Annotated in this window: 13 protein-coding genes and 1 pseudogene; 8 read left to right on the forward strand and 6 right to left on the reverse strand. The window is 40.1% G+C overall.

The features are described 5' to 3' along the window. Positions 1-90 precede the first annotated feature (90 nt). The 5 genes from NKE59_RS01870 (at position 91) to NKE59_RS01890 (ending at position 4,918) form a co-directional block, all read left to right on the forward strand. A complete protein-coding gene (locus NKE59_RS01870) occupies positions 91-1,335 on the forward strand; it encodes a cytochrome P450 (protein WP_353439209.1) in 1,245 nt (414 codons plus the stop codon). After that, positions 1,335-2,600, forward strand: coding sequence for a hydroxymethylglutaryl-CoA synthase (locus NKE59_RS01875; protein WP_353439210.1), 1,266 nt, complete (start codon positions 1,335-1,337; stop codon positions 2,598-2,600). Before NKE59_RS01870 ends, NKE59_RS01875 begins: the two co-directional genes overlap by 1 nt. Before the next feature lie 67 nt (positions 2,601-2,667). Next, complete coding sequence (locus tag NKE59_RS01880) at positions 2,668-2,913, forward strand: acyl carrier protein (protein ID WP_353439211.1); 246 nt, start codon at positions 2,668-2,670, stop codon at positions 2,911-2,913. Next, on the forward strand, positions 2,855-4,120 hold the full coding sequence (locus NKE59_RS01885) for a beta-ketoacyl synthase N-terminal-like domain-containing protein (protein WP_353439213.1): 1,266 nt from the start codon (positions 2,855-2,857) through the stop codon (positions 4,118-4,120). The genes NKE59_RS01880 and NKE59_RS01885 overlap by 59 nt, the downstream gene beginning before the upstream one ends. 12 nt (positions 4,121-4,132) lie before the next feature. Next, positions 4,133-4,918: an enoyl-CoA hydratase/isomerase gene (locus NKE59_RS01890; RefSeq protein ID WP_353439214.1), complete on the forward strand. Its 786-nt coding sequence runs from the start codon at positions 4,133-4,135 to the stop codon at positions 4,916-4,918. A 12-nt stretch (positions 4,919-4,930) separates the two neighbouring features. Here NKE59_RS01890 and asnB read toward each other — a convergent pair whose 3' ends face one another. The 5 genes from asnB to NKE59_RS01915 form a co-directional block, all read right to left on the reverse strand. Next, positions 4,931-6,898 carry an asparagine synthase (glutamine-hydrolyzing) gene (gene asnB / locus NKE59_RS01895; RefSeq protein ID WP_353439215.1) on the reverse strand — a complete coding sequence of 656 codons (1,968 nt, stop codon included), beginning with the start codon at positions 6,896-6,898 and terminating at the stop codon, positions 4,931-4,933. 4 nt (positions 6,899-6,902) lie between these two features. Continuing rightward, on the reverse strand, positions 6,903-7,184 hold the full coding sequence (locus tag NKE59_RS01900; RefSeq protein ID WP_353439216.1) for a hypothetical protein: 282 nt from the start codon (positions 7,182-7,184) through the stop codon (positions 6,903-6,905). A gap of 164 nt (positions 7,185-7,348) precedes the next feature. After that, positions 7,349-7,690, reverse strand: coding sequence for a DUF6072 family protein (locus tag NKE59_RS01905; protein ID WP_353439217.1), 342 nt, complete (start codon positions 7,688-7,690; stop codon positions 7,349-7,351). Positions 7,691-7,863: 173 nt separating this feature from the next. Next, positions 7,864-8,628, reverse strand: coding sequence for an alpha/beta fold hydrolase (locus tag NKE59_RS01910; protein ID WP_353439218.1), 765 nt, complete (start codon positions 8,626-8,628; stop codon positions 7,864-7,866). Positions 8,629-8,737: 109 nt separating this feature from the next. After that, positions 8,738-9,739, reverse strand: a complete 1,002-nt coding sequence (locus tag NKE59_RS01915; RefSeq protein ID WP_353439220.1) for a transporter — start codon at positions 9,737-9,739, stop codon at positions 8,738-8,740. A gap of 325 nt (positions 9,740-10,064) precedes the next feature. Between NKE59_RS01915 and NKE59_RS01920 the strand changes: the two are divergent. The 3 genes and pseudogenes from NKE59_RS01920 to NKE59_RS01930 all read left to right on the forward strand — a co-directional run. After that, a pseudogene (locus NKE59_RS01920) lies at positions 10,065-10,214 on the forward strand (HU family DNA-binding protein); the annotation flags it as partial. A 164-nt stretch (positions 10,215-10,378) separates the two neighbouring features. After that, positions 10,379-11,644, forward strand: a complete 1,266-nt coding sequence (locus NKE59_RS01925; RefSeq protein ID WP_353439222.1) for a hypothetical protein — start codon at positions 10,379-10,381, stop codon at positions 11,642-11,644. 235 nt (positions 11,645-11,879) lie between these two features. Beyond that, complete coding sequence (locus NKE59_RS01930; protein ID WP_353439223.1) at positions 11,880-12,335, forward strand: hypothetical protein; 456 nt, start codon at positions 11,880-11,882, stop codon at positions 12,333-12,335. A gap of 158 nt (positions 12,336-12,493) precedes the next feature. Here the strand turns inward: NKE59_RS01930 and NKE59_RS01935 are convergent, their stop codons facing one another. Next, entirely contained in the window at positions 12,494-12,991 is a 498-nt protein-coding gene (locus NKE59_RS01935; protein ID WP_353439883.1) for a GTP-binding protein, read from the reverse strand. Between the last annotated feature and the right edge of the window lie 65 nt (positions 12,992-13,056).

Consider the following 13,056-nt stretch of genomic DNA (forward strand, 5'->3'; position numbering starts at 1 on the left):
AATGATACGTTCTAGACGGAATCAACGAGTGCTCTCTCAAACTTTGATGGCGATAGATAAATCCTGTTTTCATAATGATTGGGGCAAGTGATGTCCCGTTTTTTAGAGCGTGAAGATATTGATTGGTGGAGTCTGATAGCAAATAAAAATTATTTGGAAAATCCATATCCACAGCTTAAAGAATTACAAAAGTTAGGCCCTATACATTTAGATAAAAAGACTGGTATTTACTTCGTGCTGGGTCATCATGAATTTGGATTGATTGCGCGTTCATCAAAGATGGGGCGGGATACTCGACTATGGCGCGATGGCTGGTTTAATCCTGATAATAAAGTATCGGATCCAACGTCATATGAATTATTTAGTGAATTTCAATCGCAAATGATTATGATGAATGAGCCTGATCATGGCAGAATGCGCTCAGTATATCAACAGGCTTTTAAACCAAGCGCAGTTGCATCCATCAGACCTATGATCGAGCGTGAGACAGATCTATTATTAGAGCAACTTGCAGCAACAAATGATATTGATTTAATTGATAATTTTGCAGCACCTTTACCTTTAAGAGTATTGCGTAATCTCTTAGAAATTCCTGCTGATATGGATCAAGATATGCAGCGTTGGAGCGCTTCATTGATCAAAATTGGCGATGTTATGATGATGCAAGAACAAAAAGTTGAAGCCTTGCTTGCATTGAGGGAGTTTAAATATTATTTGCGTGACCATATTAAATACTATCGTGCTAGTCATCAGAATACTCTAATGAATTCAGTCATTTCAGCGTTTGAAAATGGATTTATGAATGAACAGGAAACTTTGACAAATTTGATGTCTATGCTTGTTGCGGGGCATGAAACTACAGTTACACTCATCGGAAATGGTATGTTAGCTCTATTACGCCATTCAGATCAACGTAATTTATTAATATCTGATCCAATATTAATTGAAACTGCTATTGATGAGTTCCTTCGTTATGAGCCTGGGGGGAATATGATTTTACGCATAGCTATTGAAGATTTTGAATTGAACGGTATCACTATTCCTACTGGTTCTATGGTAATTGGAATGGTTGGGGCAATTAATAGAGATCCCCTACGATTTAACCAAGCAGATATATTGGATATTCAACGGAAACCAAATCCACATTTTACTTATGGTGCAGGAATCCATATTTGTATCGGGGCGCCTCTTGCGCACCTTGAGAGTGAAATTGCTTTTAATAAAATTCTTAAACAATTTCCTCAAATTGAGCTATCAGGGGAGCCTATTTGGCGTCTTGATCGCCTAAATGCTCGTGGACTTAAAACACTACCGGTGCGCTTAAGGATTAATTGATGAATAGCTCTATTAAGGCTGTCGGTATTGAAGCTATGAATGTTTATGGGGGTGGTGCCTATGTAGATGCTTTGGAACTTTGCGCTTATCGTGGCCTTGAGCCCAGTAGGTTCGAAAATTTAATGATCAAAGAGAAGACTGTTGCAATGCCATATGAGGATCCAGTCAGCTTTGCCGTTAATGCCGCATTTCCTATCGTCAGTCAGCTATCTGAAGAGGATTTTGCAAGAATTGAGATGGTTATTACTTGCACTGAATCAGGAATAGATTTTGGTAAATCAATTAGTACTTATATCCACCATTATTTAGGGTTGAAACCTAGTTGTAGATTATTTGAAATCAAGCAAGCTTGTTATTCCGGGACAGCCGGGATGCAAATGGCTATTAACTTTCTTTTATCAGGCACTTCACCAGGGGCAAAAGCACTTGTAATTGCTACTGATGTATCTCGTTTTGCGCTTGCAGATGCCAATGCAATTCAAGAGTGGGCATATTCAGAGCCGACATCAGGGGCTGGAGCTGTTGCGATCTTGCTGAGCGATAAACCACATATTTTTCGCATTGATCCAGGCGCTTATGGTAATCATGCATTTGAGGTGATGGATACTTGTAGGCCGGGTCCTGATACGGAATCAGGGGATGCAGATTTATCTTTAATGGCATATCTTGATTGTTGCGAGCATGCTTATAAAGATTATGCTATTCGAGTAGAGGGCGCGGATTTGAAAGAATCTTTCTCTTACTTATGCTTTCATACTCCATTTGGGGGTATGGTCAAAGGTGCGCATCGTCAGTTAATGAGAAAAATATGTCGAGCATCTCCATCAGAGATTGAAACAGATTTCATAAAAAGAGTTAGCGGTAGTATGATATTTGGACAGCAAGTCGGAAATACTGCTGGAGCATCTGTTTTGCTTGCGCTAGCTGGGATTATTGAAACCGGAATCTTTACTACTCCAAAGCGAGTCGGTCTTTTTTCATATGGTTCAGGTTGTTGCTCTGAATTTTTCAGTGGAGTAGTCGCAGCTGGTGCACAAGAAAAATTACGTAGCATGTCAATTGCTGCTGGCCTAAAACAGAGATATCGTCTCACTATGCCTGAGTATGAATTAATTTTACGTGGTGGAAACGCAATTCGATTTGGTGTTAAAGATATTAAGCTCGACTATGATATTATTCCTAATGCATGGTCTTCTTTTAAGGATTCTAAAAGATTTGTACTAGATAGAGTTGATAGCTATCATCGAAAATATCGCTGGCTTTAATCCCTGAAGATTATATTTAATCTTATACCCAGCAACTATATTGATTATTTAATTTTTGGAGAGTTAGTTGGATAAAAATAAAATATTTTCGATTATTGTTGAACAAATATACATTGTTTGTCCGAACCTTGTTGGCACACCCATAGACCCAAATGATCAAATGAGTGAATTAGGTATCGATTCGGTTGATCGACAAGAGATTATTATTCTTGTTCTTGAAGTAATTGGCTTGGAATTACCAATGGTACAACTGCATGGCCCCAAAAATCTTGGTGAACTTGCTGATTTGCTTTTTATCAAATGTGGTGCTTGACCAAGTGAATGCCCCAGTAGTAAGTGGAATTGGGGTTGCAACCTCAGCGGGGTACGGCAAATCCTCTTTTTTAAATGTTTTGTTGAATTCTAGTAATGTTTTTGGCTATCTTCGACGACCTGGACGTATTAGTAAAACACAAGTTATGCCATTTATTGGCGCCGAATTACCTGATCCTCCCCAAATTTTATCCCCACGCCTCTCCAGGCAGACAGGATTAACAGGACAGGTAGCTATTGCAGTAATAGATGAGGCTTGGCAAGAAGCGCAGCTTGATTTGATCGATCCTAATAGGATTGGTTTGGTAGTAGGTGGCTCTAATTTACAGTCACGTGAACATATGCTATTGCTTCAATCATATATAGATCGACCCCATTTATTAAATCCTCGATACAGCTATACTTTTTTTGATAATGATTTATGCGGACTATGTTCTAACACTTATCCAATTCGTGGATTTAGCTATAGCTTAGGTGGCGCCTCGGCATCCAGTGCGATAGCAATATTACATGCTATGGAAGAAGTAAGCTCTGGTCGTGTTGATGCATGTATCGCACTCGGAGCATTGCAAGATATTTCTTATTTAGAATGCCAAGCATTTCAATCATTAGGTGCAATGGGAGCCTCTGATTTAAAGCCGGATCAGGCATGTAGGCCGTTTGACCGAGATCATAGTGGATTTATTTATGGCGAATCTTGTGCTGCAATCGTAGTGTGTCGCAGTGACCTTAAGTCATTGAAAAACAATTACGGCAGTTTAATAGGTGGCGCTCATATTACGAATGGAAATCGCGGGCCCCAATCATCCCTTGAAGGTGAAATTCGAGCAATTAAGATGGCTCTTGCTCAGGCGAAATTAACTGCCTCTGAGATCGATTACGTTAATACGCATGGTACAGGCGCTCCTTCTGGCGATGATATTGAGTTAAAGGCCCTTCACATACTTGGTTTAGAGCATGCTGCAATCAATTCTACAAAGTCAATCATTGGGCATGGGCTTAGCTCAGCAGCATCTGTAGAATTAGCCGCTATTCTTCTTCAAATGCGTGAGGGTTATTTGCATCCAACACGAAACTTAATTAATCCAATTAATACTGACTTTAATTGGGTATTAGAATCTTCCAAACCACATCGATTCATGCATGCACTATCACTTTCATCGGGATTTGGTGGTGTGGATACTGCTTTAGTGGTACGGGCACCATAATATGAGGTATTTATGAAAGAGCCATTCAAAACCATTCGTGCTGAAGTGACTGGAAATATTTGTAGAGTACGCATTGATCGCCCTGAAAAAAATAATGCAATTAATGCACAGCTTATTACTGAGCTTGCTTCAATAGTTGCGCTATGCAAAGATGAGGTGCGTGATATACCGATTACGATTCTAGTGCTTGAGGGTTCACCAGATATATTTTGTGTGGGTGGAGATTTTGATGAAATGAATGACAAGATTAAGAAGGGGGCTCTTGAATCTCCAGACCCAAATCCTCTTTATAATCTTTGGTTGGATTTTATGTATTCCTCCTTCATTACTATTAGCGTTGTAAGAGGCCGTGTAAATGCGGGTGGTCTAGGTTTCGTAGCGGCATCAGATATTGTGCTGGCCGATAGCAGCGCAAGTTTTAGTCTTTCAGAGCTCTTATTTGGGCTTTTCCCTGCTTGCGTACTACCCTTTTTATCAAACCGTATAGGCAAGCAAAAATCCCACTATATGACGTTAATGACTCGCGTCTTTACAGCAGAAGAGGCTCTTAATATGGGGCTTGTTGATGTATTGGGGGATTCGACTGAAGTTTTATTACGAGCACATCTGAATAGACTGCAGCGGATTAGCAAGAAAAGCATTTGCCAATATAAAAAATACTGTAGTGAGATATTTGATCAACCTATTAGGGACAAGCAAATTGCAATATCGGCTAATCAACTCTTATTTAAGGATCCCATAAATCTGAAGAATATTAGTCGATATATAGAGGAATCTAAATTTCCCTGGGAAAAATAGTGCTTCAAAGTCTTAGTTGTAATTTGTTCGCATATCAACTGTCTTGATTTGAGTTGAAGATTTAGTAACGAATCTATTTATTTCATTTTGCTCTACAAAAAAATGATGAAGCAAAATTATTGAAATCAAAAAAATAAAAGCCTGATTTTCCTTGGTGCTAATAGTGTTAGGCGGATTTGTGAGTACCTTTTTAGTTAAGGCCCTTGCAAATTGATGGTGGAGATAAGGTAATTTTGATAGCTCAGCTTCAGATTGTAATAATTCGAGGTAATCAGGCGGCTTTGCAGCAAAGGCTGCACTATCTGGAGATCTATAGGGAAATTTCCTTTTCTTGATGACACTTTCAGGTAAATTATGTTGAAAAGCTCGACGAAGAATGCGCTTTTCCTCGAATCCGTCATCAAAACGATGGTTGATTGATGAGGCTACATCAACTACTGATTGGTCAAGAAAAGGGCATCGATTTTCAACCCCATGGGCTAGGCTCATCCGATCTCCTTGAGTTGATAATAAATAACCTGGAAGAAGTGTGTGAAATTCAAGCCATTGAGCTTTTTGAATTGGCGATAGACTCGTGAAACTAGGCTCTCGCTCAACTAGCGAGACAATTGCGCGAAAAGGGTCGCCTGGCTCCCGCATTAACCTTGTGCAAAAACGACCATTTTGGAATCTAAGTTCATGTGAAAAAAGTCCCGATAATCGCTCGCTTGAGAATTGCTTATAAAGTCCAACAATTGCCTCAAGATCCTGTGGACCAAAGTGATCCAAATGGGGGTAAAGTTTAGATAACTCCATTCTCCTCTTGGAGTCATCCAGCTCAGACCATTTAGAGCGAAGCTGGGTTTCCTTAAAAATATCATATCCAAGAAAAGCTTCATCTGCACCTTCGCCTGAAAGAACTACTTTAGTACCTTTCTCAGATGTTTTTTTGGAAAGCATGAACATGGGCACAAAAGCGCTCCGAAATGCAGGTATCTCAGCATGAAATATCGCTTCAGGAAAATTTTCAGTTATATCGCCATCAGTGATGTGAACCGATTCATGCTCAGTATTAAGCATTGAGGAAATTTCCTCCTGCTCTGCTGATTCATCAAATTGAGCTTCTTCAAATTTAATTGAGAAGGTCTTTATCTTTTGGCCGCTAACCTTACTTGCTAGCATAGTAATAATTGCCGAATCTAGACCGCCACTTAAATACACGCCAACACCTACATCACTTCGCATTCGCAATCGCACACTCTCTTCTAGTGTTTTTTGGACAATCTCTATTGCTTCATCTTCATTTGAAATGGGAATAGTAGGGTGTAATGATAATGAAGTGTAGCGCCGCTTTATTACTTCATTTGATTTGACTAATAGATATTCACCCATTGGCAAGCTATTAATATTGGAAAACCCAGTTTGTTCTGGTAAAGGAGTCCATTGTGCAAGTATGGATGAGAGTTGTTCAGTATCTTGTTCAAAGTAGAAACTTGGAAAAGCTAAAAAAGCTTTCATTTCAGACGCAAATAGCAACCCTTTACCTTTTTTTACATAAAATAAAGGACGTTTTCCAAAGCGATCTCGGGCCAGAACAAGTGATGTTGTTTTGCGATCATAGATAGCAAAAGCAAAGCCGCCATTTAATTTTGTTAGACAAGCTTCTCCCCATGTAATCCATGACTGTAGTACTACTTCGGTATCAGACTGAGTATGAAGTATTTGTCCAAGCGCCTCTAGCTCTGTTCTTAGCTCTTTATAGTTATAAATTTCTCCGTTGTAACAAATCCAGTAGCGATCATGCTGAGCGCTTATAGGTTGTGTGCCTAATTGATGATCTATGATGCTTAGACGTGCCGCTCCAATGGCGCAATTGTCATCAATAAAGTATCCCAAGCCATCGGGACCGCGATGTTCAATTCTCCCAACCATTTGTATGATTGTGGAGGGGTATTCAGAGACATCTAGAGGGGGCTGAAAGAAGCCTGCGATACCACACATGTAATTAAGGGGTCTGCCCGGAATCTGGATTGCTCAATTTTTCTTGAGCAATTAATTTCAATTTTCGGGCAACATGTTCTTGAATCCGAGTTAGGCTAACCATTACATTATTAGTCATGTCTTGCTCAGAAAAAACAATTGAGAATTCTCGCTCAAGAAAACGGCATAGTTGTACATAGCCAAAAGAGTCCATTACCCCTTCTTTGAATAGATCAGTTTCTTCTGGGAATGATTCGTCGAATGTTATGAGGAATTGCTCTTCAATGAATGTACGAATTTTGTCCATTGTATTTTTCAGGAAAATAAGGGGCCTACACAGCTAGACATTGGCGAAAATAAATTAAATCTACAGCAGGTTTCATCTGAATTGCTAATTACCAAACTCCCATATAAAAAAGCCGGACTGAGACCGGCTTTTTCTGTTCACTAGCTAATTGAGCGTTTAGATAGTCAAGCAGTATTTTTGATGACTTTTACGGCTGGAGCTTCAGTTGATGCAGCACTCGCTTCATGATCCTTTTTTCTTTTTTCTATTTGCGCATGGTATGTATCAGTAGCGTAATTCCAGAGAGATTTATGAGTAGTGGCCTTTGCGAAAGAGTCGGCACATACTAGTAGCAGACCTAAGGGACCAAAAACAACTTTTGCACCAAGGCCGATTATTGAATGCGCAGCCCCATCCAAAAATTTACCTTCCATTAGCAGACTTGCTCCCGGCAAAAAAGACTCTCCGACTAGTTTTACGCCGTTAGCTAGAACGCCTGTAGGGTTTTGAGCTTCGATTTGTGCCATGTAATCATCTCCTAGTGGTAGTAATTTACATCAATAAGAACAATAAAAATTATCTCGATTTTAGCATTTTTTTGATTAAATCAAGCCATTCGGAGTTTTTTTTGCTGTTTTAGCAGCTTGGTTAATTTGCACCTATTTGGGGAAAAATGGCAAAAATACAGATTTTTGGGATTTTAAGGCTTTTTATCGCAGAGGCTTTGTGTGCCTGGCTGTAATTTTGACATTATGAAGTCGACCAAAGTCTGTGTATTTTCATTTAAAAAAAGATGCCCCCCATCAAACCATTGAGTAGAGAATTTGCCTGTGGTGTAATTGCCCCATCCTTCTAGGGAGGTTGGCAGCAACCATATATCTTTGTGTGAACCAATGGCTATAAGATCGGCAAGAACTTTTTTATTGGGTTCATGTGTGCATTTCTCGGCAATAGAAAAATCAGCCTTAAGCATTGGTAGCAATATCTTAATGAACTCTTGATTTTGGAGTATCTCAGGGGGGGTGCTTTTGTATTGCGCTAATTCATTTAAAAATTGATCATCAGGTAAATGGCCTATTGGGCTTCTTAGAGATATATGGCCGGGTGATTGTCTTCCTGAGATAAATAAATATTCGGGATAGAATCCTTTTCGCTCAAGCTCAAGTGTTAATTCAAATGCTAGGCTTCCCCCAAGACTGTGGCCATAAATAGCAAAAGGACAATGTCCAAAGTTCATGATGATGTTAGCAATCTCCTGAATAAGAAGACTAAGGTCTTGAATTGGTGGCTCAGAATATCTGGATTCTCTTCCAGGTAGTTGGATGGCAAATAATTCAATGTTGGGCGCCAAAAACTCCTTCCATTTCCTAAAGACTGATGCTCCGCCTCCCGCATAAGGTAGGCAAAATAATCGCAATGAACGTTTTTCAGTGCTTGCGATTGGTACTATCCAGGGGCTTAACATTTTTTTCTTTGAGGGTTTTTTAAGGGGGACAAGTAAAACTACAACGGGTTTTCAGTATTTACAGTGCAATTTAGGTCCACGACTAATAAGGATTACGTATTTAACTGAGTTATCTAGTAGTTAAGTTATTGGGTGAGAATTTACTAATATTATTTTCACCCCAACGTAAGGTAAGTACTGCAAACATGGCATAACCACCGATACGATTTTCTACCCAAGATTCTTTATATCCACGAACGTTTAAATATGTCATTGGGATGCCATTCCCACCTAGGGTAAATAAATATCCTACCTCGGGACCTAAACCCAAAACCCTCCCTTTGTTAGGGCCTACAGTGTTGCCACTGCCACCGTCTGCTGTTAACTGGTAGTAAACATAGCCGGCAATACCTGCAGATAATTCTCTAGTGATGCCTTTAGACACAGCGAAGTCTAAATGGGAGTCAATGCCGCTCTTGTAGTTGGTGGTAGTGTTTTTGAAGTTGTTAGTTACGCCTAGGACTGCTGAGGCCTCAATAAGAGTTTGTCTATTGGTATAGGTATAGCCGCCACCTCCATCAATAGCAGCGTGTCCCATGCCAATGTTAGCTAGATTATTTTTGCTGTAATTTCCTGTTGGAACGTTACCAGTAATGTATGCCATCACGTGATTTTGATCGCTATCCGTCCAATAGAGATTAGTGTTTAGGTAAAGATCCGAGGCACCTTTGGTTGTTTGGTTTCCGGAATACATTGGTTGGCCACCGTAAAGATAGTTAAGCCCTGTGAAGGCACTGCCTCCACCAATGCCGATGCCAATCGAAGGAGTGGCGCCTAAGATTTTTGTCTCGAATGCGTAGCTTGGTTGTAACAAGATATCTTGCGCAGTAGCGTTAATTTTGGTGTTAACTCCATTGCTAGTGGTGTTTGAAGTACCCTTATAGTTGTAATAAAGGGTGGTTAATGCAAATCCTGGTGTTGGTGGCAGGGCTGAGCCGCTAGCATACGAACCTGGTAACCAAAATCCCCCCCCATTCTCATCCGCATATGACGAGGTATTGATAAGCGTTAAGCTACCTAGCACTAAGAAGTTTACCGTCAAAGCAGTTATTTTTTTGACATTGTTTTTCATTTGAATTTTTCAAGCAAATGATTGAAATCTAATGCGAATGGTAATGAATTGGCCATATATTCACTCAGAAAGCGATAAGGTTTTTTGAAATTGAACTTCCGTCAATTTAGGTCCATGACTAAAGAACACCACCCTATAGTAAATCATCGCAGCAAAATGGGTTGATTTTGTATGGGTTTGGGTGCTTGGGTTTGGGGTGCTGGTGGTCTATAAGCTAATCTACTATGTGGCCCTAACACGGTTGTAATTTTGACCCACTCCCCGGCGATGATCTGCTTCTCTTTCGAACTGTAGAAGACCATCCATCAATGACTGCTCAATTGATTTATAGTTTGGTGCTTTTAAATCAGGCAAGCGTGCCGCTCCTATTGGGCGTAATCCACAAACTAGTGCTAAGCTTCAGATACCAGCTTCTAAAACAGTTAAGTTGACGGCTGGTAAGGTATTTAAAGTCGCCGTCAATATACGCAAGTAATTTAGCCTAAGAATCTAAAGCACTAATCAGAAATGGTTTGAATTTTTTATTTTAGATATAGATACTGATCATATAGTTTGATTTGAATAATTGTTGTTAATTCTGGAATGAAAACCATCCCGAGTGATTCGGGATTTGTATATCTTAATAAATAGAGTTTGATTATGAAAATTCGTACTTTAGTAACCATTGGCATCTTAGGGTTGAATTCTGGTTGCACATCAATTAATTCAACAAGCTTTAGTGATATGTCATCAGCCTATCGTGAGGTGGTTGAGAGATACAGTAATGACAACATTCTTTTAAATGTTGTTAGATCATCCAAAAATATGCCATTAAGTTTTTTGGATATTCCATCTGTTATTGGTACAGGAAGCGTTCTTTCTAGTGCAGGCGTTACAAGCTACCAGGCGGGAGTTCCTTCCAGCTCCCTCCCGCCAACATCAACTACTGCTAATGTGGGCTTGGCTGTAAATAATGGCTTTACATTTACTCAAGCATCTTTAGATAATGCGCAATTCATGCAATCATTTCTCAAAGAGATTCCATTGAGCGTTTTAGGTCTCAAGGGTACGGAGCGACTTTTACCAAGGGCAGTCTCTTATACATTGCTCATTGAAAGTATTGAATTGCGCTCTGATAATTCATTAGTGCATCGATTTAATAACGATCCTTTGGATCCAAATTATCAAGAATTTCAAAACCTGCTTTATTTGCTGATCGAAGTGGGTTTAACGGCCGAGAATAAGAAAATCAAAACTCCATTAGGCCCTCCAATAGATAAAAGACTGCTTACAAAATCATTGGATTCATGGGGTTCTTCTACAGTTGATAACCTAGCAAAAGGCGTAATTTCATTTGAAAAAGTAAATGCTCACAACAGCGATGCATATCAACTGGTTCGTAAAGACTTTCGCCCTCGAGTTTGCGTTAACGAAGCTCTGGCTAAGGAACTCCTTGGAAATTTATTGAGTTCAGAGGCTTACTGCACTGATTCACCAAAATTTCCCAAGACCGATTTTAACTATCCTAATGTAATTAAATCATTTAGAGAGCACTATCCAAATGCAAAAAATATGGAGTTGGTTATTGGGATTCGCTCCCCTGGGAATGTTTTCGATTTCTTAGGCGCAGTCTTGAATGCCCAACTTATGAATGATGGATCAAAGATGGTGATGATTAAGCCTTCTTTATCAGTTTTTGATAGCTATAACGAACGCTATAAAAATGCTCAGCCATTATTTAAAATATATAAAGATCAGTCAGTTGTTAACCCTGTCGCTACTGTCAAATACAAAGGGGTAACCTATTCCATAGCCGATGATGACGATTCTTACAGTAAAGATGTGATGGTATTTATGTCTACTCTTGTAACTATTGCCAAGATCCCTGGCGCCATTCCTTCTTCTCCGGCGGTGATTGTTAGATAGATTTTTTATAAGACGTTTCTAACATGTAGTTTTATAGAGTAACTGAAATATCAACCATCCTTTAAAAAATTGCTTTATTTAAACAATTTGGCGGTAAATTCACTCCTGAATTAATAAGGCAACTGTGCCCATGCCTTATTTAGGCTTTACCCAAGAGTAATATCCACAAGCTCTCATTAATGAATATAAGTGGGCCAGCGCTTCTCCTAAAGACGTTTTTCCACAATCATTTAATTTGAATGATGTGATTTACTGGATTCAGAACGAACCCGAGTTTGAAAAGCAATTAATTTATTTGGATGGTAGATATGAGCAGAAAGGATTTAATGCTGCACAGCCTGAATTATTAAAGCCCACCATGCAAGAGCTCTATGCAAAAGGTGTGCGCTATATTGCTCCTCCTATATGGGTGCTACTGACTACAGGTAGTGATGGAGAAATTACTCCATCGGCTTATGCTAGGGCGGCAAAAGAGGCTAAATTAAACATCATTACATGGTCTCTAGAGCGTGATGGGCCGATGAATAAGGGGGGAGGCTGGTACCACCAGTCAATTAAATCTGCCATTTACACCGATGGCCAAATTTACGAGGTTTTAGATGTACTAGCTAAGCAAGTTGGTATTAAGGGGATATTTTCAGACTGGCCTGCAACTGTTACCTACTATGCAAACTGTATGGGACTTAAGTAAGTAGGTAAATGAATAAACTCTAATAAGGTATTACACAGTCCCGATTTAAGCGTCTAAGTCATTGAAATATATAGACATTCCAGCAGCCACGAATTCTTCTAAGGCGTAGGGATGGTTGGGTAAACAGGTGGCTCTTATAAGGCGCCTGTTAAGTCACTTTAGTTTTCGATCCGATCCCAAACCGGAAACGGATCACCTGCCTTAACCCAGTGGGAATCAGGCAGTTCTTTTTCTGCGGCAGTAAGCTGACAGGCCGCAAGAATTGCCTCAATTGCAGGGCGATCTAGGTACTGACCAATAAATACAATCTCGTTGACACGATCGCCATAGGGCTCTTGCCAGTTTTCTAAAATGAGGGCATGTTCAGGATCTTTTTTTTCTGGCCAACGCGCGCGCTCGGTTGCGGCCCACCAATAGCCAACGGGCTCTACGTTAGCAATATTGCCAGCCCGCGAATACGAGATAGCCCATTCGGGTCGGCTAGCTAGCCATACATAGCCTTTGGCACGCAGAACGCCAGACAGTGGCAACTCTAAAAATGCGGCGAATCGACCTGCATGCAGCGGTTCACGAGAGGTGTAAATGAAACTCTGGATTCCATACTCTTCGGTTTCTGGGGTGTGGTGCCCCTCGAGCTCTCGTATCCAGCCGGGCATAGCACTGGCCTTCTCAAAATCAAATAACTCGGTACCTAAAATCGATTTCAGCGGAACGTCCCCCT

It is taken from the genome of Polynucleobacter sp. UK-FUSCHL-C3, assembly GCF_040409815.1.
GTDB lineage: Bacteria > Pseudomonadota > Gammaproteobacteria > Burkholderiales > Burkholderiaceae > Polynucleobacter.